Source organism: Cupriavidus sp. C3SS-1, assembly GCF_057073755.1.
This window is the reverse complement of sequence record NZ_CP172701.1, coordinates 271,466-288,355: the sequence shown is the minus strand read 5'-3', so window position 1 is coordinate 288,355 and position 16,890 is coordinate 271,466. Positions and strand designations below refer to the sequence as shown.

At 59.5% G+C, this 16,890-nt stretch carries 10 protein-coding genes and 1 pseudogene; 7 read left to right on the top strand and 4 right to left on the bottom strand.

Annotation, left to right across the window (positions count from 1 at the left end):
* Positions 1-21: 21 nt before the first annotated feature.
* Positions 22-282 (bottom strand): hypothetical protein, encoded by a 261-nt coding sequence (locus ACIGJC_RS29835; RefSeq protein ID WP_483715156.1) that lies wholly within the window; start codon positions 280-282, stop codon positions 22-24.
* 1,021 nt (positions 283-1,303) lie between these two features.
* Positions 1,304-2,701: a replication initiation protein gene (locus ACIGJC_RS29830; protein WP_483715155.1), complete on the bottom strand. Its 1,398-nt coding sequence runs from the start codon at positions 2,699-2,701 to the stop codon at positions 1,304-1,306.
* A gap of 1,335 nt (positions 2,702-4,036) precedes the next feature.
* Between ACIGJC_RS29830 and ACIGJC_RS29825 the strand changes: the two genes are divergently transcribed.
* Both ACIGJC_RS29825 and ACIGJC_RS29820 read left to right on the top strand, forming a co-directional pair.
* Complete coding sequence (locus tag ACIGJC_RS29825; RefSeq protein WP_483715153.1) at positions 4,037-5,248, top strand: ParA family protein; 1,212 nt, start codon at positions 4,037-4,039, stop codon at positions 5,246-5,248.
* A complete protein-coding gene (locus ACIGJC_RS29820) occupies positions 5,245-6,216 on the top strand; it encodes a ParB/RepB/Spo0J family partition protein (RefSeq protein WP_483715151.1) in 972 nt (323 codons plus the stop codon). The genes ACIGJC_RS29825 and ACIGJC_RS29820 overlap by 4 nt, the downstream gene beginning before the upstream one ends.
* 1,450 nt (positions 6,217-7,666) lie before the next feature.
* Here the strand turns inward: ACIGJC_RS29820 and ACIGJC_RS29815 are convergent.
* Positions 7,667-8,836: a tyrosine-type recombinase/integrase gene (locus ACIGJC_RS29815; protein WP_483715149.1), complete on the bottom strand. Its 1,170-nt coding sequence runs from the start codon at positions 8,834-8,836 to the stop codon at positions 7,667-7,669.
* Between the two features lie 973 nt (positions 8,837-9,809).
* Between ACIGJC_RS29815 and ACIGJC_RS29810 the strand changes: the two are divergent.
* Positions 9,810-10,724 (top strand): annotated as a pseudogene (locus tag ACIGJC_RS29810) (adenylate/guanylate cyclase domain-containing protein); the annotation flags it as partial.
* A gap of 231 nt (positions 10,725-10,955) precedes the next feature.
* Here the strand turns inward: ACIGJC_RS29810 and ACIGJC_RS29805 are convergent.
* Positions 10,956-11,966 (bottom strand): LacI family DNA-binding transcriptional regulator, encoded by a 1,011-nt coding sequence (locus tag ACIGJC_RS29805; protein ID WP_483715148.1) that lies wholly within the window; start codon positions 11,964-11,966, stop codon positions 10,956-10,958.
* 230 nt (positions 11,967-12,196) lie between these two features.
* Between ACIGJC_RS29805 and hpsN the strand changes: the two genes are divergently transcribed.
* The 4 genes from hpsN to ACIGJC_RS29785 all read left to right on the top strand — a co-directional run bounded on the left by hpsN (position 12,197) and on the right by ACIGJC_RS29785 (position 16,826).
* Positions 12,197-13,507: a sulfopropanediol 3-dehydrogenase gene (hpsN, locus tag ACIGJC_RS29800; RefSeq protein WP_483715147.1), complete on the top strand. Its 1,311-nt coding sequence runs from the start codon at positions 12,197-12,199 to the stop codon at positions 13,505-13,507.
* A gap of 2 nt (positions 13,508-13,509) precedes the next feature.
* Complete coding sequence (gene hpsO, locus ACIGJC_RS29795) at positions 13,510-14,292, top strand: (S)-sulfopropanediol 2-dehydrogenase HpsO (protein ID WP_483715146.1); 783 nt, start codon at positions 13,510-13,512, stop codon at positions 14,290-14,292.
* Between the two features lie 112 nt (positions 14,293-14,404).
* Entirely contained in the window at positions 14,405-15,757 is a 1,353-nt protein-coding gene (locus ACIGJC_RS29790) for an MFS transporter (RefSeq protein ID WP_483715145.1), read from the top strand.
* A gap of 55 nt (positions 15,758-15,812) precedes the next feature.
* The gene (locus ACIGJC_RS29785) at positions 15,813-16,826 is read left to right on the top strand and encodes a galactitol-1-phosphate 5-dehydrogenase (RefSeq protein WP_483715143.1); all 1,014 of its coding nucleotides are present in this window, start codon (positions 15,813-15,815) and stop codon (positions 16,824-16,826) included.
* The last annotated feature ends 64 nt before the right edge of the window (positions 16,827-16,890 follow it).

The window sequence follows — 16,890 nt, the reverse complement described above, 5'->3', positions numbered from 1 at the left end:
ACGCGGCAGGTACTGGCCACGCTAATACGCTTTGCGCTGAACAAGTCGGACCCCACGGCGCTCGCCTTCTTGAAGAAGGCGACGATTGCAGGGCACCTTGCGATCAGCGAGGCCACCGTCTATCGGGCGCTTGGAGCGCTTGAGCGAGCCGGCTTGATTGAGCGTGAACGTCAACAACGCACAAGAGCAAATCTCCACGTAGTTGGGCGAATAGCGTTCACTGAAAAGTTGCTCCAACACATTGGGATGGCGAATCGGCAGTTTAGCGCCACTATGGATCACGAGATCGCTCCAGTGGGATCAGGGCTCTGCTCTGCACCTCTCTCACGAGTGAGCGGCGTAAACAACCCCAAGCAGTCTTCTACGAAGAAACATCCCGGGTCGGGATCCTTTGTGCGAATTAACAATCAAGCAGTGCCCTTCGATCTGGTGCCACTAGTGCAACAACAAGAGCTCAAAGCATCTGGACTGTTTCTACTCATGCGGCTTGCTCGGAACGGTGGCCACCGGCTCTCGGACATCGTGTCGGTGGCCGGCCATGCTCTGAAGCCACTCCGAGGGCGAGAGCTGTTCGCCTACCTTAAGTCGCTGCTCGAAAGGCCCATCGACTTTGGTCATATAGCCCGAGTGCAGAAGGCTCGAGAGGAAGATGAGCGCGCGGCCACGGCTAGAGCGGCTCTGGAGCAGCAGCAGGTCGCCCAACTCGTAGAGAGGTACCGCGGCAAGCGGGTGTCAGCGCCGTGCGGGCGGATTTACGAGGTCGACTCGGCATCCATTGTGATCACCGAGACCAACGGACTTCGAAGTTCTTTGGGGCACGCTCGGGGGCACAAATGGCTCATTGAGATGGACAGGGCTGCAGCCGGGCTGTCCTTAGACGATTCGCAGCCGGTAGCAAAGGCGACCCCGCCTTCCTCTACGAGGGCGCGCGACGCTATCGAGCATCTCCGTTCCCTAGTACTCGCCAGACCTGCGCCTCAATCGGTTTGAAGTGCGTGATTGCCGGTATCCAGTTTTGCGCTACAACGCGTGTGGAGGCGATTCGAGGTCTTCAGTCGCACTTGAAAGGTGCGGCGGCCCGGACAAATTGCGTGCTTCGACGCGCATGAGCGCAGTTTGGAGTATGTTCACAATGGGGGGGCGCTCCACTCGTGCTGCCATCGCTTCACCGTGACGTATTGATGGCGCCGCGCCCGTGCCCTGGCAGTCCGCGTAAATAGGGCTGCAAGAGCGGCTGGGCGGTGATCGGCAAACAAACGCTCAACCCGCTGGCGAGATCGGCCGGGTAAGAGAATTGCGGTCTTTATGCGCGCGACGACGTCAATCGCCCAAACACGAATTGGCCCAAGTACCAGGCCAACTCTGAGTTCGCCAGGATGATGTCTTCGGATACGGACGATGCCTCCAACCTCATCCGCTTCAACACAAGCTTGCCCTCGCGCGAGGCAAGCCATGCCCGGACGAACTCCTGTCGCGTTTTGGTATCGGTCGCACCGAAGTGCTCACGGCCCTGCCGCGATTCGTCGTTCATGCGAGCACGAGTCTCGTCATCACGCGAGGCAACACTGCGCTCCACACTAGTCTTGATCGCGATCTTCGCGGCTTCCTTCTGTTCTTCCTCGACGAGCAGCTTGGTCTGGACCTGCACCATCGTCCTTTCGGCCTCTGACATGCGCCAGTTGTCGCGCAAGGCCTTCATCAAATAGCCAGCGGGGCTCTTCTTTATCTGACCGCGATTGAGTTTGAATCGCGTGTACTCGATCGCTTGGAGGATGCGATCATCGTTCCATGTCTCGCGGTTCTCGGAGAGCTCGCCGAACTGACGGGTTGAGAGGTTGAACTCTTCCTTGAGGATCTTATAGATCTGGCTGGCATCGGACAGGCTTGCCATGACGGCGTCTGCCGTGTCCTTACGCTTGAGGAGAAAGCGAATCCGGTCGACCTTCTTCGAAGAAGTCGACTCGGTTTTGGTCTCATAGGTGAGCTCGATATCCGAGATCTCGTTGATCTCACGAACTGCCGGCTCCAGCCAGTCGCGCTTGAAGTATTTAAAGATGGTCGCGTTCGCGCCCATCTTTCCGGGCCAGGTCCGCATCTCTTCGAGCTTGATCCAGTCTGTACGCCCGTTGGGCACACTTGGCAGGACCTTGTCATAGATCGCGCGCGCCAGGCTGCGGGTAAAAGACGTTGAGATTCGAAGGCTGAGCCAGTGAGATTTGCGTGGGTCTCGAATATGCGGGATCAAGCTGTGATGCACATCGAAGCGGACGCGGCCGCGGTGCATCGCCACCATGCCGATCAACTGGACCTGGACCCAGATATCGTTCTCATCCGGCTCACGGTCTGACGGTGTATTGGTGACTCGGACCTTGGCATTCTGCGCTTCGTCCGCGATGGTGCGCAGGTGCTTCAGGTTACGGCTGTCATAGCGCATCAACCACTTGAAGTAGTTCAGCTCGACATCGTATTGGTCTGGGACCTCCGGTTCTTGTGCCACGATGAAATACGCGGCATCCAGGAACCGTCGCGCCGCCAACCCCATGTTGACAATTTCTGTGAAGAAATTATTGCGCTGATAGCCGATTTCCCGGTTTGCCTCATTGATGGGCAACCCGAGGTCAAACATGTCTTCGAACAATGCCAGCGCCATTTGGCGAGGCGTCGTTCTCGCTTTGACCTCCACTGGATTGTCCGTCTCCATACTCGTCTTCTCACTCGTCTTGTTCTCGGGCGACTCTAGCATGTGATGGTGAGGTCCTGTCAACACAACAAACCTCACCTTCACGTTGGTCCGTCGCGCTGTGGGCTCAGTTCGGAGTGACGCGCACAACGAACCTCACCAGCCGCACAACGAACCTCACCAATATCCGTTACGCGTGTGGTTCGAACCATGGCCTCGCCTGGGCAAAACGGACTTGTCCACATGTGCTGCACAATACATCTCACCTTCGGGGTGTTTGCACAATGAGCCTCACCCTGTCGCGGAATAGACCTCACCAGCGCCACACAGTAAACCGCACCTTGGCAGCACAGAGAACCTCACCAGTGACACAGCTAACCTCACCTTTCGAGGGTTAAGTCTTTGATTAAAAACGATTTCGTGATTCTCTGTTTGTTGGCTTGGTTGTTTACTTCAAAAAACATCCAACCAACACGGCGCCTGCAGTCACGAAGCGATCGAGCTATTGATATTTACACACGTGCGTACCCATTTCTGTGTCCCTGTTGTCGTGGTTTCTGACCGGGACTGCGCCGAAGTTGGCAAGAGGTTCGCTGGGGAGTCCATGTCGGGCCACTTGGATAGGCCAAGTCCGCGCTCAATCGCATGGTGAGGTTCCTTGTGCATGAGGTGAAGGTGAGGTTTCTTGTGCTGACTATTACCGAGGTTGATCCCAGCACAATAAACCTCACCGTGACTCCGCCAAAGGGACTCGCCTCTCAAAGGAGCTGAGGTCCATTGTGTTTTGGCGAACAGGTGCCCCCTGCTGCACTCTAGTCGGTTAGAAATCGTCGTCACTGCGACGTGATGAGTCTCCAGCGCTAATCCCATGCTGGAAAGCAGCACAAAGAACCTCACCATCTCTGCTTTTGCCTCACGTCTTTCTTTGTATGGGTCGTGCAAAGGTGAGGTGGATTGTGCGGTCGCGCTTACTAGGTGCTCTCCCCACATCAAACCTCCGACCACCTTGTACTGGATGGGAGCGAAGGTGAGGCTCATTGTGCCGGGGGTCGCCAAGTTCACTTCTCCAGTTCTTCCGAACTGCACAAACGACCTCACCTTGCCGGTGGCCGACGTCGATGAACCGTTTGAAGGTGAGGTCATTTGTGCCATCTTTTGGGTCTGCTTATAAGTCGAGGGATGTCCAAGGCTGTCCAAAGCCATCATGTGAATCCCAAGACGTCCGGAGGTTGCCTAAAAGTTAGGCAAAATCGTTGTTTTCAAAGAAATTTTGCTTAGAAAACAGCGATTTATGAGCCGTTGCTCAAGCGTTTGCTGTATTCTGAGCTTTATCGAGTTATCCGGATAAACCTCAGAATGGTGAAAACGAGCCAACTTCCAGCAGTCGACCGAACGGTACCGCTAGAGCAGATATCCCAGTTCGCGGAAAAGGTCACCATTTTTACAGACGAACTTCGCGAGACGATTCTCGCACCGCGGCCGAGAAAAACCGCACCGATTTTCAAGACGGGGGAGATTGCAGACCTCTGCAACATCTCCCACTCGCAAGTTCAGTACCTCGCGACCAAGGGAGACGGCGAATTGCCACCCGGAAAGGCTGCCGGTACTGGGCGTACCCGAACCTTCACGCTCGAGGAGGCACGCATCTGGGTGCAGAAGGTCTCCGACATTTACCAGACGCCGTTGGTCACAGGCACGCGAGAGCCCGAAGGAAAAATCATTATTACCGCCCAGCTCAAGGGCGGCTCGGCAAAGACGACCACGACTATGTGCCTGGCTCAGGGGCTGACATTGCGTGGCAGAAAAGTCTTGGTTGTCGACCTGGATCCTCAGGCCTCACTCTCGGAACTGTGTGGCTTGTATGCCGAGAAGGATGTCACGCCAGAAGACACGGTCTTGCCATATATCTACGACCAGCAAATAGAGGGGGGACTGCAGGCAAGCATCCAGTCAACCTATTGGGATGGCCTTGATCTGATCCCGGCGCACACCGAGCTCATTGGGGCAGAGTTCCATCTGCCCGCGATGCAGAAAATCAAACCTGGCTTTCGCTTTTGGACGGTACTGAGAGAAGGGTTGGAGCCATTGCGCAAGCACTATGACTATATCCTCATGGATACGTCTCCCTCGCTTTCCTACATGAACCTGAACGCCTTGCTGGCGGCAGACGCGATGGTGATGCCGATGGTTCCTGAGAACCTCGACTTCATCAGCTCGCTGTCGTTCTGGCGCTTGTTTTCAGACGTCTCCAAGAGCTTCATCAAGTATGAAGCCGACAAGAAATACGACTTCGTCTCGTTGTTGCTCTCGAAGGTCGATTATGGGCGCACCTCGTCGGCACCCATTGTGCGTGCCTGGGCGCAGAGCGCTTATGAGAAGTGGCTGCATTCGATCGAAGTGCCAGCGAGTTCGGTGATGAGCACCGGGGCACTGGCATTCTCGACAGTGTTCGACGTGAGTAGCACGCATAGCGCGGCCAAGTCGCTGCAGCGCGTGCGTCAGCCGATTATGGACTATTGTCGGTGGTTGGATGAAATCTATGCAGAGAAATGGAGGAGCGCGCAATGAGCAATATGCGAGAACAGCTGCTGGCTAAGACGGCGGGCATCCGCAAGACCTCGGCGATTCAGCAGGACGAAGTCAAGCGTAGCGAGCGGACCCAGACGGCGCCTGGCCTTACCGGGGCGCTCGCCGTAGCGCAACTCCGTGTCCAGGAGTTGGAGGCAGCCGGCGTCGCGTCGCAACTCGCTGTCGCCGACATCGTGCCGAATCCATGGCAGCCCCGGCGCGTGTTTAGTGAAGCCAAGCTGTCGGAGCTTGCAGAGTCGATTCGTGAGGTGGGGCTCATGCAGCCGATCGTGGTACGCCGCGGTGAATCCGGCTACCAGATTGTGGCAGGGGAGCGCCGGTGGCGCGCGCACAAAATGCTTGGGCTCGACACCGTCAAGGCCGTGGTCGTGGAGTGTTCTGATGCGGATATGGCGGTGCTCGCCATGGTCGAGAATATCAGTCGCGACGATCTTTCTGACTATGAAATCGCGCTGTCGGTCCGGCGCACGGAGAAGGAATTTCCGTCCCGCGTACGACTTGCAGAGGCGCTTGGCCTGTCCAAGAGCGGTCTTTATCGATTCCTTAGCTTCGCGCAGTTGCCGGATTTCGTGTTGCAGGATCTCGACCTTCAACCGCGGCTGCTCGGCGGAAGCGCGGCCGAAGCCATTGTCACGACGATTCGGAAGTATGGTGAAGCTGGCAACGATGCTGCGAAAGAGATTTGGCCGCTCGTAGCATCGGGAAAGATGGAGCAAGGGAAAGTCGCTGGCGCTATCAAAGCACTCGCAACCCGGCGCGCATCGGTGCCAAGTTCCGCGAGTGAGCGAAGTATTGACAAGTTCTTTTCCGGCAGGGAACAGGCTGGTTCCATTACAAAGGATGTCAACGGCTTCACGGTGAAGATCAGAGCTGGAGTCCTGTCCGAGGCCCTGGAGACGCAACTCCGGCAGCTCATTAGCGAAACGTTCCACCACCAGCCCAAGTAGGTACACCTACAAGTACGCCCGCTTCGAGCGGGCTTTTTTTTGCCGAACGCTGAGCATGGGCGACGCGGCTCGACCTCCCAAGTTGGGACGCTGCCCGGTGCGATTCGCTGACCTTCCCAGTTTGGGACGGTGCCAGGCGCGTCCCATCGACCTTCCCAAGTTGGGACGGTACCCGGTGCGGTTCGCCGACCTTCCCAAGTTGGGACGGTACCCGGTGCGGTTCGCCAACCTTCTCAAGTTGGGACGCTCTCCGGTGCGGCTCGCTGACTTTCCCAAGTTGGGACGCTTCCGGTGCGATTCGCTGACCTTCCCAGTTTGGGACGGTGCCAGGCGCGGCCCATCGACCTTCCCAAGTTGGGATGGTACCCGGTGCGGTTCGCCGACCTTCCCAAGTTGGGACGCTCTCCGGTGCGGCTCGCCGACTTTCCCAAGTTGGGACGCTTCCCGGTGCGATTCGCTGACCTTCCCAGTTTGGGACGGTGCCAGGCGTGGCCCATCGACCTTCCCAAGTTGGGACGGCACCCGGTGCGGCTTGCTGACCCTCCCAAGTTGGGACGGCACCCGGTGCGGTTCGCCGACCTTCCCAAGTTGGGACGGTATAGGCTCGGCTCGCCACTCTTCCCAAGTTGGGACGGTGCCAGACTCGGCTCGCCACTTTCCCAAGTTGGAACGGTACCCGGTGAGGCTCGTTGACGTTCCCAAGCTGGGACGGTACCCGGCGCGGTTCGCTGACCTTCCCAAGTTGGGATGCTCCCCGGTGCGTCCCGGCGCGGCTTGCTGACCCTCCCAAGTTGGGACGCTTCCCGGTGCGATTCGCTGACCTTCTCAGTTTGGGACGTTGCCCGGCGCGGTTCGCCGACCCTCCCAAGTTGGGACGCTGCCGGCGCGACTCATCGACCTTCCCACGTTGGGACGTTGCTTGGCGCGGATCGCAGGCCTTTCCAAGTTGGGACGGTGTCAAGTGCGGCTCGCTGAGCTTCCCGCGTTGGGACGCTGCCAGCCGCGGTTTGCCGACAGTCTCAACTTGGGTCGATCCTGGGGTACGGTTCGATGACCTTCCCAACTTGGGACGGTGTCAGATGTGGGCGCGCCGGCCATCCAAGTTGGCACGCTCATAGTCGTCTGGCTTGCCAACCTTTTCGCGCCGGGCGAGGCCGGTATTGAGTTCGCTCGATGCTCGCGTTACGGGGTCGCCGAAAAATATCAGTTCGAACCTTCGCTGCTACCGCCGGCCTCTCAACAGTGCGGTCGTGCGGAGGCCCCCGGCCGCACGGCCGCATGTGTAGAAGCCAGGCCAGCCTGACCTGGAACCAACCGAAGGGATTGTTTATTCACCGGGGCTGAACCAACGAGGCGTTCTCGCTCCTTGCGCCCTTCAGTCTTTCAAGGACAGGCGAAGGTGAGCAAGGCACGCGGTGAGACGGCGCTGGAGCAGTGGTTGTCCTGCGAGCTAGATGGAGCCTGGGAATTTGCCGGCCAACGCATGCGCTACGTCTTCCAGCGCTTCGTGAGTGTATCGTCGCGTCGTGTTGATGTCCCGGTGTCGCAAGGCGCGCTGCACGTCGGTTACTGGCACGCCGGCGCGTAATAGATGCGTGGCATGCGTATGCCGCAGCCAGTGCGTCGACGCGGCTCGCAGCTTCGCCGCTTCTTCACTACGGTGTTCCCCCTCCAGACGGGCGGCCGCTTCCATAAATGCTGCGCGCACGATGGCATAGATTCCCTGGCGCGTACGCAGCGGCCGGCTCAGCTTTCGCTGTAGCTCCGACGTATCAGCCGGCGGCGCAGCGCGTTGGCGCCCACTGCCGATCGCGGGAATGACCGCTGCAGTGTCAGTGGCGCTGGGCGTGGGCGGCAGGCCTACCAAGCGGCGAAAACGCGCCAGCTCGACCATCGCGTTGTCGCACGGCACCCACTGATCGTTGCCCCCCTTGCCTTGCCTGATACGCACGGCCCAGAACGGGCGGGACCGGCCAGGATGGCGTTCGAAGTCCGCCCAAGTCAGCGCCGCCACCTCGGAGGCACGCAGCCCTGTCTGGAACAGCAGGGCAAGAAGCAGGCGGTCGCGCGCCTTGTGTAGTTGCACCCATTGCGTCGGCGTCGGACGCGCCTCTATCGCTTCGAACACTGCCGTGACCTGCTCCAGTTCGAGGAACCGCCGCTGCGAGCCGGGCCCCGCGTTAGCGCGCACTCGCGGCACCGAAGCGAACGGATTGATCCGCAGCGCCCCAACCCGCACTAGCCAGTCGAACAGTCCGCCAACGATGACTGCGCTCTGGCGTCGCGACGCTTCAGAAAGCGGGCCTCGCAGCGGCCGCCACGCCGCGCTGCCGCGGCGCGCCCGGCGATCGCTGATGGCGTGCGAAGGCGGGTCACTCAGGAACGCCAGGTAGCCGCTGGCATGGGTAACCTGCCAGGTGCCAATAGGCCGGCCCATCGCGTGCGCATACCACAGCAGGCGCTGCGCCTCGACCTCATACTGACTGCGCGTGCTGGCGCGCAGTCCAAGACCAGCCGCGGATTTGGCGTCGAGCCATGCGCGTACCAGCCCATCGTCGGAAAGCTCGCCCGGTAGCACCGGGCTAGACAGCGCATTCGGCGAGAGGGGCGAGGTATCCATTGGCGGCTCGGGCGGGGGCAGTCTGGGCAAATCTCATGGCTGGCCACGGTGGAGTAGGTAGCCGGCTGGCGCATCACCGGGCAAGACCCGCGGCGGCTTCTCGACCCAGACGCGACCCATTATATCCACCTGGCACATTCATTTACCATTATTCGGATAATGGTAAATCAAAGAGCATGCACACCGCACCGCGGCTGAATCTGAGGAGCGATCATCGTGGCGACCGAAGGCCGGGGGGAAGGAAGGATGTCAACGTTGCGCTGCTATGCACAGCTACTGCGTGGTGATTTTGGCGCGGCTGCGCGCCTAGGCCTGGTATTGTGCGCACAAGGACGTTTGCCCCAACGTGCCGAATACTCGCCGCCGCGAACAGGCGTGCCACACTCCGCTCGAACAAGAGCGACACTTCCCAACTGTGGATGTAACTCTGTGGAGGCCAAGGATAGCCTTTCCCAGGTGTTCAAACGCCGACACGGCGTTCAACCGCCGGCTCATGCCAACATTGGCCGCGCGACCCCTTCAGCTTGAGCCAGATCTCGCGCCATGCTGAAGAGATTGCACTAGCCCCTTGCGCAAATGTCGAAAACGTTGCCGGACTCGCTCAGATGCTCCGCGTTATCCGGGTCCGTCAGGGAGCGAGCAGTTTTCACTAGCCAAATGCCGGACACTCAGGCTCTGACCACGGTGTCCGGCGAAGGCGCTAAGTGCTTGATCTATAACAAAATTAATCCGACGTCACGTAGATCGGGCCTAAAATGCCGATAAAAACGCAATGTAAATTATTTTGTGGAATCAGCTCGACCTGTTCTCTCCCGTGCCGTGCGCCGCCGATAGCAGGGCGGCCGGTTTGCAGCGGGTGCAGCCGTTTGCGTTGGGATGACGACAGCCGTCCCAACTGCACCATAGACGTCTTGCTAAGGGTGTGATTGCATCTTTAATGGATTGGTAGCGGAAAAAAGCAGTAAGGAGCGATATGCACTGCACACATTGCCAATCTGAGAACCCCCGGGAGTCCGGTTCTGCGAGCAGTGTGGTCAAAGGCTTGTGCAGGTCTGCAGCGCTGCGGTCACGAATCCAGCCCCACTGCAAAGTACTGTGGCGCATGCGGGGCGCTCTTGACGAACGCAGCTTCAGCATCAGAGCCCCCGGTGCCTGCTCCACGCCACCACACTTGGCCAAGCGGATCCGTGCAGAGCGCGCCGCGATGGAGGTCAAGGGCAGAGATGCAGGCGGGGAGCGCAAGACCATTACGGCACTCTTTGCGGGCATGGCCGGTTCTACTGCGTTGATTCAGGACCTGGATCCGGAGGAAGCCCGCAGCCTGATTGACCCCGTTGTGGCGCTGATGATGGAAGCCGTGCATCACTACGAGGGGTATGTGGCCAAATCCCTGGGCGACGGCATCCTGGCTCTGTTCGGAGCGCCGATCGCGCACGAGGATCTTGCGCTACGGGCGTTGTTTGCATCGCTGCGCATGCAGCAGGCCATGCGCGTTCACAGCGACAAAGTCCGCCTGGAGCAGGGTATCCCGCTACAGATCCGGGTCGGCGTCCATACCAGGGAAGTGGTGGTCCGCTCGATCCGCAAGGACGATTTGCGCACTGACTACGACCCGGTGGGCCATACGATGCATATCGCGGCGCGGATGGAAGGAGTCGCGACGCCGTCTTCCATTCTGGTTAGCGAATCGACCCACAGGCTGACGGAAGGGTATTTCGAGTTTAAGGCGCTCGGACGTACCCAAATCAAGGGCCTGCGCGGACCGCTGGCGGTGTATGAGGTGCTCGGCCTCGGGGCTTTACGCACCCGGCTGCAGGTGGGCGCCCACCGTGGTCTTGCCCGCTTTGTCGGCCGCGAAGCCGAACTCGAGCGCCTCGGCGCGGCACTGGCCGTCTCTGATCGACTCTCAACCGCCTTTCGGATTTCAGAGGCCGTAACGACCGCTTCCGGAAATACAGGCGCCGTTCGCCCGGCTTAATTGCCGGACGATTAATTGGGCAAAGGGGACACCGGCCTGAATTTGCAAGAGGTGCGGTAGCTGAGCAAGGATGGCACGCGGGAGCTTCTGCAAAGGCTGATGCTTAACGAGCATAACGGATTCCGAGACTACGCGATCCAGTCACGAAGGCGGAGCCGCAGTGCCGCGCTGAATCAGTGAAATGGGCATCTCCGTACGACCCGGTTCCGTGCCGTCCTGCAGCCATCGCAATAAAGCCTCCGCAGTTTTCTTGCCCAATAAGCTACTTTCCAACGCTACGGTTGTGAGGCCCGGCGCGACTTCGGCCGAAATCGGCAAGTCATCGCAGCCAACGATCGAAAGCTGATCAGGCACTTTGACGTTTAGCGCTGTTGCCTCGAACAGACAACCGAGCGCTAGCACGTCATTGCCACAAAAGATCGCCGTTGGCCTGGTCGATGCGTCGCGAAGTATGTTTCGCAGTCCGATACGGCCACCGGCAAACGAGTAGGGCTGCTCGCAGGCCGCGCCGGGAACGATTTCGGCACGCAGAGCTCGCAAAGTATTGACGAAGCCTTCGGTGCGTAATCGTGCGCGATCGTTGTTCCGCGAGATACCGGAAATCATGCCGAAGTGCCGATGCCCAAGATCGAACAGGTATCTGGCCGCGAGCGCTCCGATTTCAAAGTTATCGAACCCGATGCAGGGGCACTCGTTCGACAACGCCCACGTGATGATAGTCCGCGTGCCCGATTGTCGTAGAACTGAGAGCGTTTCAGGAGCGTGGTCGGCGCCGACCAGAACCATTGCATCCACGGCGCGCTCTGACAATGCACGGACGACATCTATCTCGGTTTGAGAGTCGTAGTTGTGGGAGCCCAGGAGAAGTTGGTAGCCGTTCGCGGCCAACACACCCTGCATCCCCTGGATGGCATGCGAGAAGATGGCGTTGTCCAGAGTAGGCACAACCGCTGCGATCGTGCGGGACCGACCAGAAGCCAGCGTCCGTGCAGAAGCGTCGGGGACATATCCGAGGGCCTGAATGGCATGCCGCACCCGCGCCAAAGTATCTTCACGCACCAACGAAGGTGAGGAGAGTGTTCGCGACACAGTCGCCATGGAGACGCCGGCTAACCTCGCTACATCTTCAAGTTTCGTTTTAGGCACTTTCATTGTTCCCCGTCCAGTGCCTTATTGTCGCCGATCTGTAAGGAGGTGCTGTAGCAACTACAACGTGGGGGCGTACAACCCTCGGGGAAAACCCTCTCTTGCGGTCCGCCGCGTACGAGTTATTCTTTCAATGAAAGCGCTTTCATTCTAAACAAAACCGAAATTAGTGGCCATGTGTTAAAAAATGAAAGCGCTTACATTTCTATCCTACCCCCACCTGAGGACTTGCAGAAATGATCTCGTATCTGAAAAAAGCGGAAAAGACGCCCCAGACCGAAACGGCGACAGCACAGAAGGTTGTGACGGAGATGCTTGCCGAGATCCAAGCGCGCGGTGAAGACGCCGTGCGTCAGTACGCCAAACAACTCGACGGCTGGAGTGGCGATGTTGTCCTTACGCCTGATCAGATCCGGGAGCAGACCAAGGACGTGTCGGCGGCCGTGCGCGCCGACATTGACTTCGCCATTCGGCAGGTCACCGATTTCGCACTGGCGCAGCGCGAATCCCTGAAAGAGTTCTCTGTGGAACTGCATCCGGGCGTCACTGCGGGACAACGGGTGCTGCCAGTCAATGTGGTCGGTTGCTACGCGCCGGCAGGGCGTTACGCGCACATCGCGTCAGCGTATATGGGCGTGGCTACTGCCAAGGCTGCGGGTGTCAAGACTGTAGTGGCGTGCTCGAGCCCGTTCCGCGGCCAAGGCATCCATCCGCACGTCCTTTACGCCTTCCAGGCTGCAGGCGCCGACGTCATCATGGCATTGGGCGGGGTGCAAGCGATCGCATCCATGGCTTATGGTCTCTTCACTGGTAAGCCGGCCGACGTGGTGGTCGGCCCAGGCAACAAATTCGTGGCAGAGGCCAAGCGGACCCTCTACGGCCAAGTCGGCATTGACGTGTTCGCCGGACCGTCGGAAGTCGCCGTCATCGCCGATGAGACCGCCGACCCGACTATCGTCGCCAGCGACCTCGTTGGGCAAGCTGAGCACGGCCATGAGTCGCCCGCCTGGCTGTTCACCACTTCGCGTGATCTGGCCGACCGTGTCATGGCGCTGGTGCCGGAACTGATCGCCAAGCTTCCCCCGACCGCCCGCGATGCCGCCACCGCCGCTTGGCGTGATTACGGCGAGGTAATCCTGTGTGACACCCGGGAAGAGGTGGCGGAGGTCTCTGACCGTTATGCCTCCGAGCATTTGGAAGTCCACACGGCGGATCTCGACTGGTGGCTGGCCAATCTGACCTGCTACGGCTCGCTCTTCCTCGGTGAGGAGACAACCGTGGCGTTCGGCGACAAAACCAGCGGGCCCAACCACGTGCTTCCGACCAAGGGCGCGGCGCGTTACTCCGGCGGCCTGTCCGTGCACAAGTTCATGAAGACGCTGACGTGGCAACAAATGACGCGTGAAGCGACCCGCCAGATTGGCCAGGTGACAGCTCGCATCTCGCGGCTCGAAGGCATGGAAGCACATGCCCGTACCGCGGATGACCGCATGGTGAAGTACTTTCCGAACGCGTCCTTCGAAATGGGCACACCGGTGGAGGTATAACGATGACCGGACTCCAAAATGCCGGGAGGCTTGTGCCTGATCTTTCAGGAAGGCAGGCCCTCGTAACGGGCGGCAGTTCCGGCATCGGAGAGGCCATTGCCACTGCGATGGGCTTGGTCGGCGCGCGAGTGATTCTCGCGGCGAGGCGCCAGTCCCAGCTCGATGCCGCTGCATCCCGCCTCGACGCTATGGGAATCGCAGTCGATACCCACGTGTGTGATGTGTCCGATCTCGATGCCATTCCGGCTGCGGCGAATGCACTGCAACAGCAACATGGCACCATCGATATCCTCGTCAATGCGGCGGGAATGAATCTGCGTGAAGCGTACTCAAGCGTCACGCCGTCTTCGTGGCGGCTCCAGCTCGACACCCATCTCGGTGCGCCATTTTTCCTCACGCAGGCGCTTGCACCCGCAATGCAGGCTCAGGGGTGGGGACGGGTCCTGAACATCGCTTCCCTGCAGTCGCACCGCGCCTTCGCTAACAGTGCGCCGTATGGTGCGGCAAAAGGCGGCATCGTCCAGCTCACACGAGCTATCGCCGAAGAGTGGTCTCGTCACGGGATCACTTGCAACGCAATTGGTCCGGGATTCTTCCCGACAGCGCTGACCGGTCCCGTGTTTGCGGATGCCGGTCTCACGGAGTATCACGCCAGCCGTACTTGTATTGGGCGCAATGGCGAACTCGAGGATCTGCACGGGTTGGTCGCTTTCCTAGCCAGCGATATGGCAGCGTACATCACTGGCCAGACCTTCATGGTTGACGGAGGCTATACAGCTCGGTAAGCAACGCGGCAACCCACAAGGGCAGCGCGCGGCAAGAACGCCGCCGCTGTCCGTACCGAAAATAGCGCCTCTGATGCGCAACCACGGGACAAGACCGAATTAGGAGACAAGCATGACGAAGCAGGCAACGGTGGTGCAGTCCGCCCAGGACGCGGCGCGAAAATTACGCCAGGTTGTTGCGTCGAGCACGATTGGCGCGATGGTTGAGTGGTACGACTTTTTCCTTTACGGGGTGGTAGCTGGGCTCGTGTTCAACAAGCTGTATTTTCCTTCAACGGATCCCGTGGTCGGCACACTGCTGGCCTATGCAACCTTCGCCGCAGGCTTTGTGGCCCGGCCGCTTGGGGGGGTGATTTTCGGACACTTCGGCGATACCTTGGGTCGCAAGCGCATGCTGGTACTGACGCTGATGATCATGGGCGTGGCGACTACTGCCATCGGCCTGATTCCCACCTATGAGCAAATTGGTGTCTGGGCGCCGATTCTACTGTTGGTATGTCGGGTAGCGCAGGGGATTGGCCTCGGTGGCGAGTGGGGCGGGGCGGTGTTGATGACCTTCGAGAGCGCTCCAAGCCATCGTCGTGGATTTTTTGCGAGTCTGCCGCAGACAGGTATGTCTCTTGGGCTGGTACTAGCGAGCGGCGTCATCGCCATCCTGTCTCTGTTGTTGTCCGACAGGGACTTCCTGGCATGGGGCTGGCGCATTGCCTTCATGCTGAGTGCGGTGATGGTCTTGATCGGTTCGTACATGCGTTCGCATGTGGAGGAATCCCCGGAGTTCGCGGCCGCGCAGCATGATCGCAAGGAGGCGACCGGACTTCCATTCTTCGCCATGCTTCGACAGTATCCGGCCGTGGTGCTTGCCTGCATGGGGGCGCGCTTTATCGATGGGGTCTTCTTCAATGTGTTCGGCGTTTTCTCGCTGGCATACCTTACGCAGACGTTGAAGCTGTCCCGTGACCAGGCGTTGCTGGGCGTCCTGATCGGTGCTGGCGTGATGACGTTCTTCATTCCGCTATGGGGCGCCGTATCCGACCGTGTCGGACGGCCCATCGTCTACGGTACCGGCGCGCTGCTCGCAGGTCTTTCGGCCTTCCCGGCATTCTGGCTGATGCAGCATTCCGGTGGCAATGTGCTGCTGGTGTGGGCAGCGATCATCATTCCGTTCGGCATCTTCCACGCGGCGGTATTTGGCACGATGTCGTCGATGTTCTCGGAAGTTTTCGACCCTCGCGTTCGATATACCGGCATCTCCTTTGTCTACCAGTTCGCCGGTGTGTTTGCGGGAGGATTGACGCCGATCATCGCCACCTGGCTTAACGCCAAGGCAGGCGGGGAACCCTGGTATCTGTGCTCATACGTGCTGGCAGTCGGCATCATGAGCGCCGCCTGCACGATGTGGATTGCCTTTCGGTCGGCGCACGCCAACCGCGTAAGCCTAGAGCCTTCCAAGGTCCATGGCTAACGCGCGACTCCGCTTCATCACCTGCATTAACACCCGATTCAGGATTAGGTAAACCATGAAAGCAATCGTCTATACCCAACCGGACGCCGTCGCGGTACTGGACCGAGACATGCCGGGCCTAGAGACCGGTGAGATTCTGTTGCGCATCGATGCTAGTGGCATCTGCGGTTCGGATCTCCACGCCTACCATGGTCACGATCCCCGCCGCAAGCCCGGGCTGGTTCTCGGCCATGAGTTTGCGGGTACTGTCATCGCCTCTTCCGACGAAGCCCGCATGCCCGTCGGTCAGCGCGTCACAGCGAACCCACTTGTTACATGCGGTCACTGCGACTACTGCCTCCAGGGACGTGACAACCTCTGCGCCAATCGCGGCATGGTTGGCATGAACCGGCCCGGCGCACTGTCCGAATATCTCGCGATCCCGATTCGCTGCGCAATCCCGATCCCCGACACGCTACCGAGCGTCAGCGCAGCGCTGACCGAACCAGCAGCCACAGCGCTCCATGCCGTCAACCTCACGATGCGGGCGATGAGTCGGCCCTTGCCGGAGGCGAGTGTGCTGATCATCGGCGGCGGCGCGATAGGTATGCTGACCGCTGCCTTGGTGACCTCTTACGGCTGCAAACGTGTCTGCGTGGCTGAGACCAATGCCCTCCGACAGGCGTCGGTAAGCCGGTATCTTGGATGCGAGGTGATCGATCCAACTGTCAGTCTGCCTCCCGAATCCGCGTTCGACGTTGTCATCGATGCGGTTGGCGCCGCTCCAACCCGGAACCTTGCCATCGCCGCGACGCGACCCGGGGGAGTTGTCATGCATATCGGTTTGCAAGCATGGTCGAGCGAGATCGATATGCGCAAATTGACCCTTGCCGAGTTGACGCTGCTGGGGACTTACACCTACACGATGTCCGACATGCACGCTACTGTTCAGGCGCTAGAGCAAGGCAACTTTGGCTCGCTTGAATGGGTAGAAACCCGCTCCTTGGCAGATGGCCCGGCCGCCTTTGCTGATCTCGCCGCAGGGCGGGTGGCAGCGGGGAAAGTTGTATTGATTCCCGAGCTTGCCTAGGAAAGTCCCAACCCGTAACGACTTACGTAGAAGAAATTTTCTGCCTTGCCAAGTCATCTATATG